This window comes from Pseudomonas sp. CH61, from assembly GCF_059429415.1.
On record NZ_CM182098.1, the window covers coordinates 2,877,890 to 2,897,927 of the forward strand.

The window sequence follows — 20,038 nt, forward strand, 5'->3', positions numbered from 1 at the left end:
TCCTGCGGTGGGCGGGCATGGGCCGGTATTGGCTGTGCGCGATGCCTTCTCCTGCATGCTCTTCTGCGAAGATCCTTTTCGAGAAGACAATGATTCGACCTTTCAACACTTCTGCTCCAACCCTGTTCCTTGGCTGCCTGTTCAGCCCGCTGCTACTGGCCGACGACGCGCCGCTGGAACTCCATCAACAAATCGTTTCTGCACCGTCTGTGGAATCCACCACCGTCGCCGAGATGGCGAAGTTCGGCAGCAAGGTCGAGATCGTCAGCCGCGAACAGATCGAACGTGCCGGCCCCAGCGCCGATGTCAGCCGCGTCATGCAGATGTTCATTCCCGGTCTGTACGTCGCACCGAAAAACGGTCCGTTCGACTACGGCACTTATTCACTGCTGGGCGGGCGCAACGACGACACGTTGATCCTGCTTGACGGCGTACGCCTGAACAATCGCCTGTACGGCGGCCTCTATCTGGACACCCTGCCGGCCAACGCCATCGAGCGCATCGAAGTGCTCAAGGGCGGCCAGAGCCTGTTGTTCGGCACGCAGGCCGTGTCGGGCGTGATCAACATCGTCACCCGCAGCCCGCAATCGCGCAAAGCCTCCGGCGAGGTGAATCTGGGCGTCGACAGTTTCGGCGGCACCACCGAAGACGCCCGCGTCGAGAACATCTTCACGAACGGTTTCGGTGATCTCGGTTTGCTCGCGTACATCAGCCATAACGTTTCTGACGGTTACCAGCCCTATCGCAACCGCGATATGAAAAACGTCAGCGAGAAGAACCGCGCCTACGAGGTCACCACCTTCGGCGGCAAGGCGATTCAGTCGTTTGGCGAGGATGCGCGGCTGGAACTGTTCTACCAATACGCCGACGCCAATCTCGACTTCGCCCGTCCGATCGACAATCACAAGACCACCAACGACCGCGTGCAGCAGATCGCCACAGCAACGTTCGAGCAGAACATCAACGAACGCCTGAGCTACTTCGTCAAAGGCCATATCAACGACTGGGACACCCGCTACACGCGGGTCAACAACGTCGCCGGCGGCGGCACCAAGGTCATCAACCACAACGACTATTGGGGCTTCACCGATTGGGGCGTGCAGGCCGAAGGCAAAGCAGAATTGCCCGGTGGCCATGTGTTGGTGTTCGGTACCGACAACCAATGGTTCAAGGGCCAGGACGATGTGCTGATCATCGACAACGACAAGGCCGAAGCCCATGCGTTCTACACGCAACTGCGCCCGCAGATCGACGCTCTTCCCGACTGGCATCCAAGCATCGGTGTGCGCCACGAAGCCATGAGCGGCGGCGACAGTGCCACGGTCGGCATGCTCACTTCGATGTATGACCTCAATGACAATTGGTCGGTGCGCGGCCAATACGGCAGCGCTTACAAACTGCCGAACGCCGAGCAACTGTTCGTCAACGAGCCGGGCGACGAGATCGGCAACCGCAATCTCAAACCGGAAAAAAGCCGCAACGCTGAACTCGGTGTCGACTACAAAGGCTTTCTGCTCGATCGCGAATTCAGCGCCAGCGTGACCTTGTTCAAACGCAAAATCGACGACCTGATCACCCTCGACGGCATTCAGTGGGTCAACGGTGAAGGCACGATTCAGATGCGCGGTTTCGAGGCCGACGCCAAACTGGCGCTCAACGATCAGTGGAGCCTGCAAGCGGACATGACCCGCAACCTCACCGAATCGCGCACGGGGGCGACGATCAATGACATCCCGAGCTTCTTCGCCCGTTCGCGCGTGGGTTATGAATCGGAAAATCGCCTGTGGGGCATTGGCGGTGCGATCCGCTATATCCGCGATATCAAAAGCTCGAAGCAGGTCGAGTACGGCAATTATTCAGTGGTCGACGCCGACGCTTATCGCTATCTCGACAACGCCCACCAACACCGCGTTAGCCTGCTGGTGGAAAACCTTTTCGACCGCGATTACGTCACCAGCCGTTCGAGCAACGTCGACAACCTCGGCCGGCCGTTCACCTCCGAAGTGCGCTACACGTACCGCTTCTGATGAGTGAGATCAAAACCGTCGACGGCGTCGACACGCACCCGGACTGGTCGCACGTGCCCGAGCATGCGCGCCATGTGTTCCTCTGCACCGGCCCGCGCTGCACCCAGCGTGGTGCCTTGCAGTTATGGAAAACCTTGCGCCGGCATTTGCTCGCGCACGATCGCATCGAGACGCCGGGTGGCGTGCTGCTGACCCGTACGCACTGCCAGTTCCCGTGCAATCTGGGGCCGATTGTGACGGTGTATCCGGAGCGTTGCTGGTATGGCGTGCACAGCCATGAAGAGGTGCAGCGGCTGGTCGAAGGGCATCTGGTGGGCGGTGAAGTGGTTGCGGATTTGCTGATCAAGGCGCGGCCATGAGCAGGTTGTGGATGTTGTTGAGTGCCCTGCTCTGCGCCGCGCCCGCGCTCGCCGACACTTACCGTAATTGCGGCGAAGACTGGCGCGCCGCTGCGCCCTCACGCATCGTCGCGCTCAATCAGCATGCGGCCGATCTCGTACTCGCCCTGGGTGCCGGGCCAGCGCTGGTCGGCGTGGCGTATCTGGATGACACCGCTGCCGGGCAGCGACAGTCCGTGTATTTCGGCGTACCGGTAATCGCGCGGCAGTACCCGGCCAGCGAGGTGCTTTACGCACAGAAGCCGGATCTGGTGATCGGCGGGTTTGCCACGGCATTCGGCGACGGGGTGACTTCGCGCTCGGGGCTGGCGCGTAATGGCGTGGGTTCGTATCTGCTGGAGTCCGCCTGCAACGGGCATTCGCTGGATTATTTCGCGCATGTACGCAATGACTTGCTGACGCTGGGCAAGCTGCTGCACCAGCAGCAAAAAGCCCAAGCGTTGATCGTCTCCATGGAAAAGGACATTGCCAGCGCCCGAGTCCTGGCCGGTGCGGGTAAACCGTTGTCCGTGTTCTATCTCGACAGCGAAGTCAAAGGCCTCGACAGCGAAGGCCGACGCGGATTTGTCACTCCGCTGCTGGCGGCTGCCGGGGCACGCAATGTGTTCGCCGACATCAACCTCTATCGAGTCACCGTCAACAGCGAAACCCTGCTGGCCAGCGACCCGGACGTGATCCTGCTGGCCGACGCCGAATGGTCGCCCGCCAGGCGCAAACGCTATCTGCTGACCCACGACCCGGTGTTGTCGCAACTGCGCGCGGTGCGCGAGAACCGAATGATCGACATCCCTTTCACTCACCTGCTGCCGACCTTTAACAGCGGTCGGGTGGCACTGGAGCTCGCTCGCCAGCTCAATGCCCTGAACAAAAATAAATGAACCCGTCGCACCGCACGCCACCTAACGCACAGACCATCAGGAGGTAGCCAATGCAAATCGAAACCGTGTGGATCGTACTGGCGGCAGTTCTTCTGCTAATCGAACTCTGGGCCATCAATCGGGTGCGCAAGAGCGAGGGGAAAGCGAGCAACAAAGGCGTGTGGATCGTGCTGATCGTGTTTGTGCCGTTGTTCGGCTTGATTGCCTGGGCGTTGGCGGGGCCCAAGCATGTCAGTCATTCAGCGTCGTAATCCGATTGACTGCCCGGCACGCGGCGCTTGTCATCTGACGAAGCCGTGATCTGCAATGCCTGCAATGTCCTCTTCATGCAGGCTGCACGAAGGCTTTTTGCCCGTGTCGGCGCAAGCCCTTGATCCAGAGCGATTGAGCATTCGCCACGGCCTGGCATGGCAAATGCGACTGAATCAGGGCATTCACAGCGCCGTGAAACAACGGCCTGTGTTCACTCCGTGACAGCAGAGGCAACGCCATGAACGCCATCGACCTTCTCAAAGCCGATCATGCAAAAGTCAAAGACATCCTTAGCCAACTCAGTGATTCAACCGAGCGCGCGCTGAAAAAACGCGTCGAGCTGTTGGGCAAACTGGAAATGGAAATCTCCATCCATACCCGCCTCGAAGAGGAAATCCTCTACCCCGCGTTCAAGGCCGCCGGCAGCAAGGAACAGGACGTCATGTACTTCGAAGCCAAGGAAGAACACCGCACCGTGGACTCACTGGTGCTGCCCGATCTGAAACTGACCGACCCGGGCACTCCGGAATTTTCCGGTCGGGTGAAAGTGGTCAAGGAACTGCTCGAGCACCATATCGAAGAGGAAGAGACGGAAATGTTTCCTCAGGCGAAAAAGCTTCTGGGCAAGGAAAAACTCGAAGAACTGGGCGCGCAGATGGAAGCCATGAAGGCCAGCTGCAAGAAGGAAATGGCGGCGGGGAATATGGCTGCTTGATCCGTTGCAAGTGGACGAGCCCGGCTTTGGCCGGGCTTTTTTCTGGTTGCTCGCAGCGTCCCCCCTGTTGCAGGATCGGCACCTCGAAAACAGGGAATGTTGCAATGGAAAAGACAGCACATCGGCGAATTGTGGTGGTGGGTGCAGGCATCATCGGTGCCTCTATTGCGTATCACCTGTCCGGCAAAGGTGCGCACGTCACGCTGATCGAGGCTGACGAGATCGCGAGCGGCGTGACGGCAAGCTCTTTCGCCTGGATCAATACTACGCACGCCGGCGCTGATCCGATTGCGCAGTTGCGCGGTATGGCCATAGAAGCCTACCGACGACTCGAAACCGAGCTGCCGGATTTGCAGATTCGCTGGACCGGAGCGCTGTCGTACAGCGAATCAGCAGAGTATCCGGCGTCGGCGACATTGTTATCGTCGGCCGAGGTGCTTGCCCGCGAGCCCAACCTGAAAAATCCCCCTCCCCGCGCGTTGTATCGCGCGGAAGAAGGCGCACTCGACGCCGTGCAGGCCACCCACGCCTTGATTGCCGGCGCCCGGGCGCTAGGGGCGCAATTGCTCACGCAAACCCGAGTGACCGCTTTCAAAACCTGCAACGCAGATGTCACCGGCGTTGAAACCACAGCGGGCACGTTTGATGCCGACCTTGTTGTGCTTGCCGCCGGGACTGGCACCCGGCAGTTGACGCAGTTGCTGAACGCCTCCCTGCCCATCGACGCCTCGCCTGCCATTTTCATCCGCTACAAAACCCAACCGGGCCTCGTTAAAGGAATCATCTCCAGCCCCGAAATGGAAATTCGGCAAAGCGCCGACGGCACGTTGCTGGCCGCTGAAGATTATTGGGGAGAGACGCCAGGCAACTCGCCGACTGACATCGCCCGGCAAACCGCCGAAGCCATACGCAAAGAACTTCACGGGGTGGTTTCCATTTCGCCGCAAACCGTCGCCGTCGGAATCCGCCCCATGCCCGCTGATGGCATCCCCGTGGTCGGTTACTTGCCCGGTGTCGGCGGGGTCTACGTTTGTGCGATGCATCCCGGCGTGACGCTGGCGGCAATCGTCGGGCGCCTCGCCAGTGAAGAGCTGCTGGATCAGCAGTCGTCCGCAGCACTTGAGCCATGCCGCCCTGAGCGTTTTTTTCAGAATTCCGGCAAAGTGACAAACAACGCTGCTCTTACCCACTGACAACCCGCCGCAATATCAACAACAACTCGAGAGGCTCAGACGCACATGGACGTCATCAACACGTTACAACCCACCGACTGTGCAGACATGCAAGATATTCGAAATGAAATCGACCGGCTCGATCAAGCGGTGATCAAACTGCTGGGCAAGCGCTTTCAGTACGTACTCGCTGCCTCGAAGTTCAAGACCTCGGCGACCTCAGTGCGGGCACCGGAGCGTTTTCAGGCGATGTTGGCAACCCGTCGCGACTGGGCCGAAAACGAAGGTTTGAATGCAGATGCCATTGAGAAAATGTACAGCGACCTAGTCAATCACTTCATTGCTGAAGAGATGAAGCACTGGGCGGCGGCGCAAACGGACAGCTGACTGCTTTGGCACAATCTTCCGTTTGCTTCGTAGGCTGACAATCAAGGAGAACAGCATTGACGCCCCCCAACGACACCGCGTTCGCCTATCAAGCGGTCTACCACTACCTCATCGGATTGATCGAGGCGGCCAGTGGCACGACTGAGCAGAAACTGCCGTCCCTGCGACAACTGGCCCTGCGCCTCGGCGTTTCGGTGTCGACGACCAAATATGCCTATGCACTGCTCGAAGACGAGGGCCGAATTTACGCCAAAGCCAGGTTCGGCTATTTCACCCGGTCGATGCCGGTGGCGCCTGTGACAGCCAGCTCCGGCAATCTTCTGGACAGCGTCTTCGCCAGTGCCCGTCAGCCCGGCATGCTGGCGCTGAGCAGCGATGCGCCGGCGATGCTGCTATCGCTTCAAGGCCCGTTGTTGACGATGGAGCGCGAACTGACCCGCCAATACCCGCGCTCGCACGCGCCGCTCTATCAGCCCCTCGGCGAGCCGGAATTGCGCGCAGCTCTGGCCGAACGCTACACCCGTTCCGCACATAGCCATTGGCAGGCCGAGCAGGTGTACATCGGCGCGGACCTGCGTAGCGTCCTGGAGTTATCACTGAGTGCCTTGAATCTCGGCGGCAGCGTGGCGCTGGTGGAATCGCCTTGCTCATGGGCGATACTGCGCCAGTTGCAGGCGGCCAATATCCGCGCCATCGAAATGCCCCTCGGCGATGACGGCCGCTTCGATCTACCCGCATTGAAGGCGTTACTCACGCGCGAACCGGTGCGCCTCGCGGTGCTGTCCTCCACGGTGAATGTTCCCCAAGGCCAGTTGATGCCGGCGCACGATAAACAGCAGATATGTGACTGGCTGGCCGAGCGCGATATCTGGCTGTTCGAAAACGAAACATGGGGCGAGTTGTGTTTCTCCGATTCACCCGCGCGCTATCGCGATTTTGCCGACCCGGACAAGCTGCTGGTGTTCTCGACGTTCGACAAGATTATTGGCGGCGAAGCGCCGTACGGCTATGTGCTGTGTCGCCAGCAGGCCGCGCAATTTCATCGATTGTTTATGCAACGCGGATTTCGCCTCTCGCCAATTCGGCAGAAAGCGATTGCCAGACTTTACAGCTCCAGGCGCATCGATCAGCACCTGACCACCCTGCGAGCACTGTTGCGCAAGCGCATGCAACAGCTACAGGCCTTGCTGGAAGAACACGGTAACGGTCAGTGGCAGGTAGTCGCCCCACAGGGCGGTGCGAGCTTCTGGCTCAAGGCTGTGCGGCCGATCGACATGCAACGGGTGTTCGAGCGCCTGCTGGCCGAGCGGATCGTGGTCGCCCCCGGCGAGATCTTCAGCCAGCAAGGCGCCTGGAAGCAGTACCTGCGCCTGAGTTACACCCTCGACTGGGACAAGGACATCGGCCACGCAGTGGAACGACTGGCGCAGGCGCTCAACGAAGAAAACCGCGCTTAAAGTCCATAGCAATGCCGCGCTTCAGGAAACCGCCCATGCCGCACATCCTCAGCAAACTGCGCGCACGCCTCGCTGATCACCGCGCCGACATCGGCGTAGCGTTTGACGAAGCGCGGCAGATGCTCACCGCCCAGGCCAAGCACATCTTCGGTGACCAGCACCTGGCCGTCGCAGGCCGGTGAAGCGCCAATGCCGATGGTGGGCATTTTCGAGTCCAGCGTAATCTGCCGCGCCACGCCCTCCGCCACACCTTCAAGCAATAGGCTGAAGGCACCCGCGTCTAGATTGGCCCGGGCATCTTCGGCAATCACTGCACCGGTTTCGGCCGTCAGGCCCTGAGCCTTGAAACCGCCCATGACATTGACGAACTGCGGCATCAAGCCGACATGGGCCATGACCGGAATCCCGCGCGCCACGAGAAACTCGACCGTCGGCGCCAAGACCTTGTTGGCTTCCAGTTTGACCGCGTCGCAACCGGTCCGCGCCAATACCTGAGCGCAATTGCGAAAGGCCTGTTCATTGGATTCCTGATAACTGCCAAAGGGCATGTCGGCCACCACACAGGCCAGGCGCGTACTATCGACCACCGCCCGCGTGTGGCCGATGATTTCTTCGAGCTGCATGCTCAGCGTCGAGGCGCGGCCATAACCGACCATGGCCGTGGAATCGCCGACCAGAATAAAGTCGACGATCGGGTCGATCAGCTTGGCGATACTGCTGGAGTACGCCGTCAGCGAGACGATTTTCTGTTGACCTTTCATCGCGACCAGTTGCGGCACGGTCAAGCGTTTGGTGCGGGTATGCAAGCTCATGGCCGACTCTCCGAGGCAGCCGTCCGTGAACGATAAATGTCGCCAGATTGAATGCGTAACGCTTCCATACAGTGCCCAACTCCAAAAGATTCGAGCGCTCGATTATTCGTTTAACGCAGAAACATTCAATGCACAGATTTGCCTGAAAAAGCGACCCAGGTGCGCCCGGCTTCGTTGAAATGCCTGCAGGATCCGGGATGCATACTTTCGCCGTTTACCGCAGGATGCGAAGCTTGCGAAGGATTCAACCGATCGATTTTGATCACGGTTTACAACTCGAAACGGAAGTCACCTTATGCTCGAACGCAACAAAATGGTCCCGGAATTGATGGTGACCAACCTGCAAAACAGCCTGCGGTTCTGGGTGTCTTGCCTGGGATTCAGCATCGCTTATCAGCGCCCCGAAGACGGTTTCGCCTATCTCGACCTGAATGGCGCACAGGTCATGCTCGAACAAGTTGATCCAGATGCCGGCCAATGGTTGACGGCACCGCTGAGCAAGCCGTTCGGACGCGGCATCAACCTGCAGATCGACGTTGCTGAAGTCGCTTCGATCATCCGTCATCTCGGACAGGCCGGTTTTGCGCTTTACCGTGATTGCCAAGATACTTGGTATCGCGCTGACAACATTGAAGTCGGCCAGCGCGAATTCATCGTTCAGGATCCCGATGGGTATCTGGTCAGACTGGTAGAGCGCTTGGGTGAACGGGCAATTTGAGCTTCACCCGGACGTAACGCAACGATTCCCAAACAACACAGGAGCGCCATTCATGGAAGAAATCATTAGCTACCGAACCGCTACCGCCGAAGATGCTCTGGCGATGTGCGAACTGGGCCAATTGCTCAATTCGGTACACCACGCCGCCCGCCCCGATATCTACGCCGCCGCCACCGAAGATTTCGCCCGCGACTTGCCGCACTGGGCCGGGGTATTCGAAAAACCCGGGCAGATTGTCTTCATCGCCAGCGCCGGTGAACGGCCCGTGGCGTTCATTACGGCCACCCTGTCCGCCAGCTCCGGCCCTTTGATGCAGCCGCAGAATGTGGTGCGCATCGGTTCGGTGTGTGTCGCCGAACCGTTCTGGGGCAAAGGCATTGGCCGCGCGCTGATTCAGCGGGTTAAAGACTGGGCCATTGAGCAGAATGCACAGGACTTGCGCCTGACGGTCTGGCCTTTCAACGAGCGCGCGGTGCGCATGTATGCCGAGTTCGGCTTCGAGACCCGTGCCCTGGAGATGGGCGTTCGATTGTGAGGAACGGCCAACTCCGATCATGGAATAACCCCTGCGAAATATCAGCACGGACCCTATCGAATGGTTTGATCCTGCCGACAACATCCCGGTGGACAGCGCAAGGTTGAACGACGCAAGTCCAATCCCTCATTTTTGATTCAAGAGGCTGCACCCATGAGCAATGCCTGGAACGAAGGTTATTTCACCGACGAAGGCTACACCTACAGCTATAGCCGGGAAATCAATCCGGTATTCCAGCGTTACTGCCTGTTGTTGCGCGGCTTTGCCGGCCTGGACAATCCCGACGGTTATCACTGCGAACTCGGTTTTGGTCAGGGTGTGTCGATCAATATCCACGCCACGGCCAACCCGGCAGGCTTCGTCGGTACGGACTTCCACCCGGGTCAGGCAGCCCATGCCATTGAGCTCGCGGCGCTGGGCAACAACGGTGCGCGACTGTATGACGACAGCTTCGAGCAACTGCTGGCGCGCCATGATTTGCCGCAGTTCGACAGCATCAGCCTGCATGGCATCTGGACCTGGGTCAGCCGTGACAACCAGAAGCTGATTGTCGAATTCGCCCGGCGCCACCTCAAACCGGGTGGTCACCTGTACGTCAGCTACAACGCCTTCCCGGGCTGGTCGCCTTCAGCGCCGTTGCGCCAATTGTTCAGCCTGCACGACCGCTTTGCCAGCCACTCGACGCGGCCGGATCAGCGCATCGATGCTGCGTTGCAGTTTTCCGAAGCGCTGCTGGCGGCCAACCCCAAGTACGCCATCGCCGCGCCGAGCCTGGGCGCGCGACTGCAGACCATCAAAGGTCAGGATCGCCAATACGTCGCCCACGAATATTTCAATCGCGACTGGAACTGCATGTATTTCGCCGACATGGTGGATGCGCTGGCCCCGGCCAAGCTCGATTACGTCACCACAGCGGTGCCGCTGGATTCGGTCGATGCACTCAACCTGAGCGCCGAAGGCCTGGCCTTTCTCGACGGTATCGAGCATCCGGTGATGCGCGAGCAGGCGCGTGACTACTTCGTCAACCAGGCTTTCCGTCGCGACCTGTACGTGCGCGGTGCCAACCGACTGAGCGCCACCGAGCGCCGCTCGCGCATGCTCAATACGCGATTTGTCCTGATGCAACCGGCAGAAAACGTAGCGTCCAGCGTCACCGGCCCCGCTGGCGAAGCGTCACTGCAAGCGGAAATTTACCGCCCGCTCCTCAATGCACTCGCGGGTCAGACCTATGAAGCCAGAACGATGCAACAGTTGCTCGATGCGGTGTCGCCAATGGCCTACGACGATCTGGAACAGGCCATCGCCATCCTGGTCGGCATGGGCGCGGTAGCCCCTTGCCAGAGCGAAGCCGCCGAGGCGCTGGTGTACGAACGCTGCGCCGCGTTCAACTTGCAACTGTGCAAGCGCGCGCTGTTCAACGCTGACATTCAGGTGTTGAGCAGTCCGGTCACCGGTGGCGGCGTCACGGTCAGTCGTTTCCAGCAACTGTTCCTGATTGCAATCCGCCAAGGCAAACAGCACCCGGCGGAGTGGGCGCAACTGGTGTGGAGCGTCATCGCCGAACAAAACGAAGTGTTGCTCAAGGACGGCAAACCGCTGACCACTGCCGAAGCCAACATTGCCGCGCTGACCGAACAGGCTCAGGCTTTTGCCGAGCAATCGCTGATCGTGCTGAGTGCTTTGAAAATCGTCTGATCGGCGTGGGTGGTGCGCAACGGGCTGGAAAGCTTAATCAAACGCCCCGTTGAGCACCTCGTAAATCAGGCCGGTGGCCAACGCGACCAGGATCAGATCCGTGCCCACCTGCTGCCATTCGTAGCCATCGTAATGCGGCAGGTGACCGACCAGGCGTCCATCGAGCTTTTTCGCGATACCGGGTGGCAATGCTTTGCCGCGTGCAAGATTCTTTTGAATGCCCGGTGGCAGCGCAGGCCCCGGGCTCCAGTAGTCGCGGTAGCCGCCAACAATCCCGAGCACATTGCCGTGATCGATGCTTGGGCCATGACTCCAGTCACCACCCGAGTTGTTGCCCTTGTTGCCGTTACCTTTCTGGTTACCGTGGCCCTGCACATTCTGCGAATTTCCCTTGCCATTGCCCTGCCCCTGACCTTTTCCGTTACCGGGATCGGCCAGTGCCATCGCCGAACTGAAAACCAGCGCAAGGGACGAAATCGTTGCAATCAACGTGCGTGACTTGATCATGCGGCGCGCCTTCATGGTGGGATGCTCCTGTGTCATCTTGACGTTACACATCAGCTTAGTTTATCCCGGCTGGCCGATCGTCGATTACGCCCAGCCCATCGACACCCGTCCGCAATGCGCATCATCTGGCTGCCGAAGCGCTTCGGCCACTTCTCTATCGAGATTCTTGAGGAGATGGCGCTGGGCGCGTTTATCGAGGCGGCGTTCGCTTCCAAGTGAAACTCCTGCGGCCCTGATCGATACGTCTACGCTCTCTCCATCCCCCCACGCTTGGAGACTTCGTCATGACTCGCCCGCTACTGACCGCCCTCGCCCTTCTTGCCCTGAGTTTCCAGGCTCTTGCCGACGTCGTCCCCTTCCCGCCGACCTTCCACACTCAGGAGATCAAGGTCGAAGGCGCGACAATGCACGTGCGGGTCGGTGGCAAGGGTCCGGCCGTGGTGCTGTTGCATGGTTTCGGTGATACCGGCGACATGTGGGCGCCGCTGGCGGCGGATCTGGCCCGCGACCACACCGTGGTGGTGCCGGATCTGCGCGGCATGGGGTTGTCGTCGATTCCCGAGGGCGGCTATGACAAAAAGACTCAGGCCGGCGACATTCGTCAGGTGTTGAGCGCGCTGAAGATCGAACATTCGGTGGTCATCGGGCATGACATCGGCACCATGGTCGCGTTCGCCTATGCCGCGCGCTATCCCGAACTGACCGAGCGCCTGGTGGTGATGGACGCGCCCGTGCCCGGCATCACCCCGTGGAATGACATCGTTCGTTCGCCGATGCTCTGGCACTTCGACTTCGGCGGTGCGGACATGGAGCGCCTGGTCGCTGGGCGCGAACGCATCTACCTCGACCGTTTCTGGAACGAGTTCGCCGGCACCCCGGCCAAAGTCGATGAAGGCACCCGCCAGCACTACGCCAAGCTCTACGCCCGCCCCGGCGCCATGCGCGCTGCGTTCGCGCAGTTCCGCAGCATTCGTCAGGACGCCCTCGACAACGCCCCCGTCCTGCAGAAACACTTGGGCATGCCGGTGCTGGCCGTGGGCGGTGAAAAGTCCTTCGGCAACAATGAAGCGATCGTCATGCGCAATGCTGCAGACAACGTCACCGAGGTGGTGATTCCGGCGGCGGGACATTGGTTGATGGAAGAAGCCCCGGCGCCGACCATCAAGGCTGTGCGCGACTTCATCGCAATGTGAGGAATGGCATTGCCTTGGACGGAGGCTTACGTCAGGATTCGCCCCTTTTTGAGGGCAAAGTGCAGCCTATCTTGTGGCTCGTCCATTGATGCGTACGTTTACGCCCTTCGCTAACCGACATTCAAACTTGCAGACCGGGTAGAAAACATGAATCGCCAAAAGAAACTCAAGCAGTTGTTCAAGGAAAAGGCCAAAAAGGCCAGCGCCAAACTGGCACCGAAAAAGCCCAAGTACATCAGCAAGGCTGACCGGGCGAAACTGGAAGCTGAAACCGCAGAGCCAGTCGAAACCAGCGAAAGCTGAAATCCCCCTCAGCTTCCCCTTGAATGGCCGGAAACAGACTTTGAGCCTTGCCAGCCCTTCTTTCTTCAGAAGTGCTGGCCGGGTCTACTGATTAATCAGAGACGATCGTTAATCCACGTTATCTCTCGATTCATTGATAGCTGAGATGCTTTTAAATTCTACTTCCGGTCGAGTACTCACATAACCGTAATAGGTTTTGACCGCTTCGGATTTTCCGGGATATGGCTGTTCATGGGCGACGGTTTTCAAGCTCAGGCCCATGCTGCTGTGGAACGTTCCGCTGGCCTGAGCAGTCACTCCGCCGCCCTGTACGATGTAGCCGGAAGTGCTGATGATGTTATGTTGAATACACTCGGAGAAAACCTGTTGAACCGGGATGAACCACAAATAGTGGTAATCACCGTTATTGTTGATTGCCACTTTATTATTGAACCAGATGGCAACGTATCCTTGCAGCCAGACGTTCCCGACCCACTGGGTGTTTAGTTCGGTGAAACTCAAGTCAACCTCACCCCAACCGTGGGTGTGGGGAGAAATTGGCACTTTGGTCGACGCACCATAGTTGGAGGCCTTGGACTCGCTCGCGCCCTGCGTAGAAGACAGGGTCATTTCAACGGTACTGCTTGTCTCCGCGCCACCTACAAGTGGAATGCCCGCGTTGGCTTTTACCGTGACGCCGACTTTGAGTTGTTCCGTAACGCTCCAGGTAAAGGTATCCGTCAACCCTTGTTGCAAGCTCACCACATGTTCTATGACCTGACCGCCGTCATTGACAGTGTCGTATTTACCTAACAAAGCGCTGCCACCATCTTTTTGCACAAAACTCGAGTACACCAGATCTTTTGGTGGCGTCACATTGGTTTGATATTGCATGTAGTTCTTGGTGTCTTTGTTACGGGCATATTGTGTGCTTTCAGTAAACCAGCAGGTTGTTCCGTATTGAGCAGTTTTCCAGCGCCCCCATGCGTTAGTGATCGTGTCGATATCATTCATGATAGTTTTCTCCATTATTTTAGGCAGATTCTTCAGCGTACTCGGCTGCCCATCAACGGCAGCCACGATCAGGGTGGTTGAAAAAAACGCCCTATCACTACTAATGTTGATAGTTTTTCAACATATTCATGTGCTACGCGACCTTGTCCCTGAGTCGACTTGCGCCTGTCTGGTTGAAAACTCTGCAACCTCTAGCTAGCCTGACGGTTCGCCCCTGATACCGAATCAAGGATAGATATGGTCGTGGCTAAACATAACGTTGATTTTCGACAAGCATTTGACTACGCGCGAGTTTCATTCGCGGGCACGTTTCAAAGGGAACTAACAAGGAGGATCCTGCTAAAGACAAACTGCAGCCATTACGCAATTTTCTACAAGGCGGCGGTACCTGTATCACTTCCGAAAGTCTATCTCACCGACAACTTTGACTTTTCCTGTCGGGTTATCTACGACCAGGAAAAAATCTGGATGATGGACCCGGTTCTGGATATAGCCAGTGACGTAGAAATACATCACTGGAGCAGCGGGCTGCCCGTGTCCTCGCCGAGCATTGTCACATTGATAAAAACGTCTGCAGCCAAACGCGTGGCAGATGCTTCGACGTTAATTTATCCCATGCGTAACGGCAGCGTGGCGTCATTGACTCTGATTTGGGCGAACACAGACCGACCCGACATTGACTTCAATGAGACCTACGAAACATTGTTCTCGGAATCACGAATGGTCGCCCAAAAAATAAGTCACCTGTCGAAATGCAGCCAATCCGTAGCAAGTAGTCAGCTAAATATTCGTGAAGTACGCATCATGCGCTTGCTCGCTGATGGCCTGACATCCAAGCAGGTGGCCGACACCATCAACGTCACGCGTGCGACCGTATACTTTCACGTCAAACAGTTCACCCGAAAAATGAATTCTTCAACACGTTCAGAAGCCATTATCAAAGCGGCGTTGCTTAGAATGATATAAGGCAGATTATTTGCCGGATAATCCCCCCACTCATCAGGCCGAGCTCCTGGACCGAGTGGCCCCACAAATCCTCCTCGAATTGGATCTTTCCTTAACCTCTTGCCGCCCTAAACTGGTCGCATTCCCCAGTTCGACCAGGAACGCAAACCATGCCTGTAGGCGACTTCGACTGCCAACCCGCTCTGTACGCAAGCACGCTGAAGCTGCGGGCATTGGCTGCCAGTGACTTTGAAGCGCTGTTCCTGGCCGCCAGTGATCCACTCATCTGGGCCGGCCACCCCGCCAGCGATCGCTATGAACGGCAAGTGTTTGAAGCGTACTTCGCCGCTCGGCTCGCCAGCCAGAAAGCACTTGCCGTCATCGATATCGAGTCGGGGCAGATCGTCGGTATGTCGAGCTACTACACGCCGCCCGATCAACCCGAGAGTATCGCCATCGGCTACACCTTTCTGGTACGGGAAAAATGGGGTGGCGCTGCCAATCGTGAGTTGAAGCGATTGATGCTGGAACATGCATTCAAGGTCTACGACACCGTCTATTTCCACATCGGCCCCGCCAACCTTCGTTCGCAAAAAGCGCTGTTGAAAATCGGCGCCGGGCACTTGTATGACGCCGAGCTAAACCTCTCAGGTGCACCTGCCCTGTGCAAGTGCTACAGGTTATCCAGGGCAAAGTGGCTGGCATCCACTGCTGAACATTAGTGCCGTACCCGAAGGCGCAAAAGCATTCCGTGCACGTACCCTGCCCCCAAGGGGATCGCCAGTAACACCAGCGAGATCGAAAGCCAGTCAAAGAGGCTTGGATACTGGCCGAAGATCGCCATCGAGCTGAAGATCCCGAACACAGGAATCAACAGCGACAACGGTGCCACTCGCGATATCGGGTATTCGCGCAACAGCAAGTTCCATCCCCAATAACTGAAGTGCGTCGCGGCATAGACCTGAAACGCCAGCGAAAACACGGTTATCGCGTTGAGCTGCGACGGCAGTGCAGTGAACGGTGCGGTGCCATGCAGCAGCCACGTCAGCAGCATGAGCGGGATGGGAGGAAACAGGCTCGCCCACACCACAAACGCGAAAATCTCACGCACCTTCGAGACCTTGATCACGACGTTGCCAATGCTCCACGCCAGGGCGCTGCCAATGACCAGTGCCAAACCCGCCACCGATGCGTCGCCGGGGCGGCTCATTACGATGCCCATCAGGCCCGCGGCGGCCAACAAAGTGCCAAGCCATTGCAGCCGTCCCAGACGTTCGCCGAAAAAAACCACGCCCCAACCCAAGGTAAAAAACGCACTGAACTGGATCAGCAGCGATGCCGTTCCGGGGTGCACGCCCCAAGCGATACCGAGGTTGATCAACGCCCACATCGCCACGCCGAAAATCAGTCCGTAAGCAGCCAGCCAGTGGAACGCCACACGTGGACGTTCGACGAAAAACACCCAGGGCAATGCGGCCAACGTGAAACGCAGTGCGGTCAGCAGCAGCGGGTCGATAGCGGCCAGTCCGAGTTTGGTCACGGGGAAGTTCAATCCCCAGACAGCCGTCACCAGAACGGCGAGTACAAGATGTTTCTTTTGCATGGTCAATCTTTCCCGGCGCCGAGCGGAAGTACTCGGGCGCGGAGAAATATGCCGGCAATCGGCTTGGCCTGCTTTCAGTCACAGGCCAACTTTCATTAGAATCGGGCCATGCGAGAAATCTCCAGCCATCCCTATCAGAACACCCCGCGCGACGCCGTCGTGACCGCCATTGATTACGCGGACGGCACGCTGTTCCCGCTGCACGATCACCAGCGCGGCCAATTTGCCTACGCGGCCAGCGGCGTCATCACCGTGTTTACCGATGACGGCAACTGGGTCGTACCGCCGCAGCGCGGCATCTGGGTTCCCGCGCGATTGCGCCACTCCATGCAAATGCGCGGGCCTGTCACGCTGCACAACACCTATATCCGCCAACAAGCGGCGCAGCGCCTCGGACTGCCGGGGCAATGTCAGGTGCTGGAGGTGTCGCCGTTGTTGCGCCATTTGCTGTTGAAAGCCATCGATGTCCCCGCGCGCTATTCCACTCAAGGGCATGACGGCCATTTGATGGGCTTGCTGCTGCATGAAATCGCCAGCATGCCCGTGCTTTCGCTCAATGCGCCGTTACCGGCAGAACCTAGACTGGCAATGGTGTGCCGCGCGTTTCTGCAGCAGCCTTCGCTGGAGGTCGGTATCGACGACATGGCGCAACGGGCGGGCATGAGCCGACGCACCTTCACCCGACACTTTCGGCTGCACACCGGGATCAGCTATATCGAATGGCGGCAGCAAGCCTGTCTGCTGGCGGCGATTGTCATGCTCGGCAAAGGTCAGTCGGTCACACAGGTCGCCATGGACTTGGGCTACAGCAGCTCCAGTGCGTTTGCGACGGTGTTCAAGCAAGTGTTGGGGGAAGTGCCGAGTCGCTACTTTTAGCGGCGTCCGTTTTACACGTCAGCCACGCGCCCCAGAACAGACTGCTGAAAAACCGCGTCGCCTCGCCAAATCCGGCCTCATGCAACAGCGCCTGAACCGCCGCCTCGGAATGCGGCGGATCGGCGCCTTGCAGAATCTTGCCCAGCTTGGCTTGCACCTCCTCTGCGCTCGCACCCTGCTGGCGCCAACGCTGCCCCCACGCCTGGAGCAATAATGGTTGGCTGGCGTAGGCGTAATGATTGCCCGCGACAATCAGCGGCGCGCCCGGCTTGAGACGTGCCTGAATCGTTTGCAGGATCTGGCGCTTGGGATCGTCACCGTTCAGATGATGGAGCACGCCGATCAACGTCGCCGCGTCGAATTGTGCATCGCCCGGCAAGTCCTCGACATGCCCGAGATGAACCTGCGTCCGATGCAGCAAGTCGTTGGCCTCCAAATGCTGCACGGCGGCTTCAAGCATCGGTGCGGAAGGATCGACCGCGATGAAACGCCACTGCGGTTCCAGCGCCGCCATCGCAATGATTTCCTGTGCCGTACCGCCCGCGCCGACCACCAGTATGTTCGCCGGGCGCGAACCGAGACTGGCGGCCAACATGCAGGCCGCCAGATCGTGACAGGCGTCGTAGCCGGCCAAGGCGATGCGGCTTTGCCGGGCGTACTCGCTGGCGCGCGAGGTGTCGAATTTTTCTGCTGATGTTGGGTTCACGACGAGACTCCTTTCTGTTTCAGAAGAAACTACGCCGAGACATCAGATAAGAAAAATTCATTAATTTTATGCCCTGCATTCCTTGCGGGAATGAGGGCGTGTGAACCGTGTGTTGTTAATGCTGGGCGAGCAACGCCTGCAGCCCATTGTGACCCTCAACGATCAGGCTTTGAATCAGTGCCTGATAGTGCTCAGCGGTATTCAGCTCTTGAGGATCGAAACTTGCCGACCAACTGATGAGCGTTTTGTTCTGCCCCGTCAAAGCGACCAACTTCACGCTGGCCACGTAGTTATCCAGCGGTAAAGGTGCCTCTTCAAAGCGGTAGGACAGCGATAGTGCTGAGTCATCAAGCGCCAACAAGCGTTCTCTGACAACCGCGCCATCGGTCAGCGTGAGGGTGCGAATACAACCCACCCTCTGCGCTGCGCCGCCTTCGATCTGGCTGCTCACGATCGAAGGATGCCAGTTCTGAATCTGGCCAAACTGCTTCAACACGTTCCAGACCTGTTGTGCATCGCCGTCCACGACAGCGTCAAACTCAACCATCGGCATGACATAAATCCTCTTGTGTTGATCCCCGGCAGCGAACTGCCGGGAGCGGTCGGTATTCAGACCTCGAACTGGTGATAAACCTTGGCAATGACCTTCCAGACACCGTCGATTTTGATCAGGGTCAGGTAGTCGTTGTAGTCGGCACCAATGGCATCCGTTTCCATGTCCACACGCACCACCGCAGTGGTCGGGGTGATCGCCAGCACGTCGAGTCGCGTGCTGATTTCGGGGGCTGCGCCGTTCTTCTCGACAAAGTCGAACAGGTTCTTGATCGGGCCGCCGAGCAGTTCGCCGTTGGTGAAACCGTACATCACTGCCTCTTTATGGAAGGCTTGAGCGACGCCTTGCGCGCTGCCAATGCGCAGGCCTTCGACGTATTGATTGGCGGTCGCGATGACAGCGTTGTATTCAGCCGTCGGCACGGCTTTGATGTTCTGGGACATGGTTGTTTCCTATCGTTGGGGGTGAGTGACAAGGGCTGCCGGGAGCCAGGATTGACACCCGGCAGCAGGAACAGCCGACGGTTACCAGTCCTGGCGCGTCGGCGAAATGATCAGATCGTTGACGGTGACGTTTTCCGGTTGGTTGAGCGCGTAGATCACGGCACGAGCGATATCGTCCGCTGCGATGGCGATGCGGTTCAGTTCCTGGGCGGCCTTGCGCCCTTCTGGGTCACTGACCTTGTCCGCCCAACCGGTATTGATAACGCCGGGGCTGACCGTGTTGACGCGGATGCCGTGCTGCACGCCCAGCTCCTTGCGCATGGACTCGGTCATGGCCTGCACGAAGAATTTGGTGGCGCTGTAAACACCCGCCGCCGGCCCGACCTGATGACCGGCCACCGAGTCCATGTTGAGGATCTGCCCGGACTTCTGCTCGAGCATCATTGGCAGCACGGCTGCTGTGGCATTGAGATAGCCCTTGATGTTGACGTCGATCATCTGGTCCCAATCCGCCACGGCCAGATCGACCCAGTTGGAGAACAGCATCAGCCCGGCGTTATTCACCAGAATGTCGACAGCGCCATAGGTGTCCTGAGCGAATCTGGCGAGCGCCCGGGTTTGATCCGGCCGGGTCACATCAGTGGTAAATGCACACACGTCATGACCGGCATCACGCAACTCGGCGACGAACGTATTCAGACCGTGTTCATCCAGCGCGGCGGCAACGACGCGAACGCCGTGTGCTGCCAGCGCACGTGTGGTTGCCGCCCCGATGCCGGAAGATGCGCCGGTGACGATGGCGACTTTGTTGTGCAGATAGTTCATGTTCCGTTCCTCTTTACAGTGAATGCGATTGCGTCCGGGCAGTCA

Annotated in this window: 24 protein-coding genes and 1 pseudogene; 17 read left to right on the forward strand and 8 right to left on the reverse strand. The window is 58.5% G+C overall.

The genetic code is table 11. From position 1 onward, the window contains the following. Positions 1–89: 89 nt before the first annotated feature. The 8 genes from AC5SEM_RS12865 (at position 90) to AC5SEM_RS12900 (ending at position 7,286) form a co-directional block, all read left to right on the forward strand. A complete protein-coding gene (locus AC5SEM_RS12865) occupies positions 90–2,027 on the forward strand; it encodes a TonB-dependent receptor plug domain-containing protein (protein ID WP_495473208.1) in 1,938 nt (645 codons plus the stop codon). Next, complete coding sequence (locus AC5SEM_RS12870; RefSeq protein ID WP_495473209.1) at positions 2,027–2,386, forward strand: (2Fe-2S) ferredoxin domain-containing protein; 360 nt, start codon at positions 2,027–2,029, stop codon at positions 2,384–2,386. Before AC5SEM_RS12865 ends, AC5SEM_RS12870 begins: the two co-directional genes overlap by 1 nt. Beyond that, a complete protein-coding gene (locus AC5SEM_RS12875; protein WP_495473210.1) occupies positions 2,383–3,303 on the forward strand; it encodes an ABC transporter substrate-binding protein in 921 nt (306 codons plus the stop codon). The genes AC5SEM_RS12870 and AC5SEM_RS12875 overlap by 4 nt, the downstream gene beginning before the upstream one ends. A gap of 50 nt (positions 3,304–3,353) precedes the next feature. Further along, positions 3,354–3,554 carry a PLDc N-terminal domain-containing protein gene (locus tag AC5SEM_RS12880; RefSeq protein WP_077572531.1) on the forward strand — a complete coding sequence of 67 codons (201 nt, stop codon included), beginning with the start codon at positions 3,354–3,356 and terminating at the stop codon, positions 3,552–3,554. Positions 3,555–3,793: 239 nt separating this feature from the next. Beyond that, a complete protein-coding gene (locus AC5SEM_RS12885) occupies positions 3,794–4,270 on the forward strand; it encodes a PA2171 family ribosome-binding persister protein (protein WP_034155440.1) in 477 nt (158 codons plus the stop codon). 104 nt (positions 4,271–4,374) lie between these two features. Beyond that, positions 4,375–5,463 (forward strand): NAD(P)/FAD-dependent oxidoreductase, encoded by a 1,089-nt coding sequence (locus AC5SEM_RS12890; protein ID WP_495473211.1) that lies wholly within the window; start codon positions 4,375–4,377, stop codon positions 5,461–5,463. 45 nt (positions 5,464–5,508) lie between these two features. Further along, positions 5,509–5,829, forward strand: a complete 321-nt coding sequence (locus AC5SEM_RS12895) for an isochorismate lyase (protein WP_495473212.1) — start codon at positions 5,509–5,511, stop codon at positions 5,827–5,829. A 56-nt stretch (positions 5,830–5,885) separates the two neighbouring features. Next, the gene (locus tag AC5SEM_RS12900; protein WP_495473213.1) at positions 5,886–7,286 is read left to right on the forward strand and encodes an aminotransferase-like domain-containing protein; all 1,401 of its coding nucleotides are present in this window, start codon (positions 5,886–5,888) and stop codon (positions 7,284–7,286) included. Here AC5SEM_RS12900 and panB read toward each other — a convergent pair. Next, complete coding sequence (gene panB, locus AC5SEM_RS12905; RefSeq protein ID WP_495473214.1) at positions 7,283–8,098, reverse strand: 3-methyl-2-oxobutanoate hydroxymethyltransferase; 816 nt, start codon at positions 8,096–8,098, stop codon at positions 7,283–7,285. The genes AC5SEM_RS12900 and panB overlap by 4 nt on opposite strands. A 295-nt stretch (positions 8,099–8,393) precedes the next feature. Between panB and AC5SEM_RS12910 the strand changes: the two genes are divergently transcribed. From AC5SEM_RS12910 to AC5SEM_RS12920, 3 genes are all read left to right on the forward strand, one after another. After that, positions 8,394–8,816, forward strand: a complete 423-nt coding sequence (locus tag AC5SEM_RS12910; protein WP_471893988.1) for a bleomycin resistance protein — start codon at positions 8,394–8,396, stop codon at positions 8,814–8,816. A gap of 52 nt (positions 8,817–8,868) precedes the next feature. Next, complete coding sequence (locus tag AC5SEM_RS12915) at positions 8,869–9,351, forward strand: GNAT family N-acetyltransferase (RefSeq protein WP_495473215.1); 483 nt, start codon at positions 8,869–8,871, stop codon at positions 9,349–9,351. A 153-nt stretch (positions 9,352–9,504) separates the two neighbouring features. Continuing rightward, positions 9,505–11,046, forward strand: coding sequence for a methyltransferase regulatory domain-containing protein (locus tag AC5SEM_RS12920; protein ID WP_495473216.1), 1,542 nt, complete (start codon positions 9,505–9,507; stop codon positions 11,044–11,046). 33 nt (positions 11,047–11,079) lie between these two features. Here AC5SEM_RS12920 and AC5SEM_RS12925 read toward each other — a convergent pair whose 3' ends face one another. Next, positions 11,080–11,553, reverse strand: coding sequence for an anti-virulence regulator CigR family protein (locus tag AC5SEM_RS12925; RefSeq protein ID WP_176091721.1), 474 nt, complete (start codon positions 11,551–11,553; stop codon positions 11,080–11,082). Positions 11,554–11,658: 105 nt separating this feature from the next. Here AC5SEM_RS12925 and AC5SEM_RS12930 point away from each other — a divergent pair. The 3 genes and pseudogenes from AC5SEM_RS12930 to AC5SEM_RS12940 all read left to right on the forward strand — a co-directional run. After that, a pseudogene (locus AC5SEM_RS12930) lies at positions 11,659–11,772 on the forward strand (VOC family protein); the annotation flags it as partial. A 65-nt stretch (positions 11,773–11,837) separates the two neighbouring features. Continuing rightward, on the forward strand, positions 11,838–12,746 hold the full coding sequence (locus AC5SEM_RS12935; protein WP_495473217.1) for an alpha/beta fold hydrolase: 909 nt from the start codon (positions 11,838–11,840) through the stop codon (positions 12,744–12,746). A gap of 147 nt (positions 12,747–12,893) precedes the next feature. Beyond that, the gene (locus tag AC5SEM_RS12940; protein WP_150750981.1) at positions 12,894–13,049 is read left to right on the forward strand and encodes a DUF2986 domain-containing protein; all 156 of its coding nucleotides are present in this window, start codon (positions 12,894–12,896) and stop codon (positions 13,047–13,049) included. 108 nt (positions 13,050–13,157) lie between these two features. Here AC5SEM_RS12940 and AC5SEM_RS12945 read toward each other — a convergent pair whose 3' ends face one another. Then, on the reverse strand, positions 13,158–14,042 hold the full coding sequence (locus AC5SEM_RS12945; protein WP_077572519.1) for an ETX/MTX2 family pore-forming toxin: 885 nt from the start codon (positions 14,040–14,042) through the stop codon (positions 13,158–13,160). 243 nt (positions 14,043–14,285) lie between these two features. Here AC5SEM_RS12945 and AC5SEM_RS12950 point away from each other — a divergent pair, with 243 nt between their 5' ends. Together AC5SEM_RS12950 and AC5SEM_RS12955 are read left to right on the forward strand one after the other, a co-directional pair. Next, a complete protein-coding gene (locus AC5SEM_RS12950; RefSeq protein ID WP_176091719.1) occupies positions 14,286–15,008 on the forward strand; it encodes a helix-turn-helix transcriptional regulator in 723 nt (240 codons plus the stop codon). A 149-nt stretch (positions 15,009–15,157) separates the two neighbouring features. Further along, a complete protein-coding gene (locus AC5SEM_RS12955; RefSeq protein ID WP_495473218.1) occupies positions 15,158–15,709 on the forward strand; it encodes a GNAT family N-acetyltransferase in 552 nt (183 codons plus the stop codon). Here the strand turns inward: AC5SEM_RS12955 and AC5SEM_RS12960 are convergent. Further along, complete coding sequence (locus AC5SEM_RS12960) at positions 15,706–16,590, reverse strand: EamA family transporter (RefSeq protein ID WP_495473219.1); 885 nt, start codon at positions 16,588–16,590, stop codon at positions 15,706–15,708. The genes AC5SEM_RS12955 and AC5SEM_RS12960 overlap by 4 nt on opposite strands. Before the next feature lie 108 nt (positions 16,591–16,698). Between AC5SEM_RS12960 and AC5SEM_RS12965 the strand changes: the two genes are divergently transcribed. After that, entirely contained in the window at positions 16,699–17,466 is a 768-nt protein-coding gene (locus AC5SEM_RS12965) for an AraC family transcriptional regulator (RefSeq protein ID WP_495473220.1), read from the forward strand. Here AC5SEM_RS12965 and AC5SEM_RS12970 read toward each other — a convergent pair. The 4 genes from AC5SEM_RS12970 to AC5SEM_RS12985 all read right to left on the reverse strand — a co-directional run bounded on the left by AC5SEM_RS12970 (position 17,426) and on the right by AC5SEM_RS12985 (position 19,993). Further along, positions 17,426–18,172, reverse strand: a complete 747-nt coding sequence (locus tag AC5SEM_RS12970) for a class I SAM-dependent methyltransferase (protein ID WP_495473221.1) — start codon at positions 18,170–18,172, stop codon at positions 17,426–17,428. The genes AC5SEM_RS12965 and AC5SEM_RS12970 overlap by 41 nt on opposite strands. 115 nt (positions 18,173–18,287) lie before the next feature. Then, complete coding sequence (locus AC5SEM_RS12975; protein WP_495473222.1) at positions 18,288–18,725, reverse strand: SRPBCC family protein; 438 nt, start codon at positions 18,723–18,725, stop codon at positions 18,288–18,290. A 56-nt stretch (positions 18,726–18,781) separates the two neighbouring features. After that, positions 18,782–19,168 (reverse strand): nuclear transport factor 2 family protein, encoded by a 387-nt coding sequence (locus tag AC5SEM_RS12980; RefSeq protein ID WP_495473223.1) that lies wholly within the window; start codon positions 19,166–19,168, stop codon positions 18,782–18,784. Between the two features lie 81 nt (positions 19,169–19,249). Then, positions 19,250–19,993 carry an SDR family oxidoreductase gene (locus AC5SEM_RS12985; RefSeq protein ID WP_495473224.1) on the reverse strand — a complete coding sequence of 248 codons (744 nt, stop codon included), beginning with the start codon at positions 19,991–19,993 and terminating at the stop codon, positions 19,250–19,252. Positions 19,994–20,038: the final 45 nt, after the last annotated feature.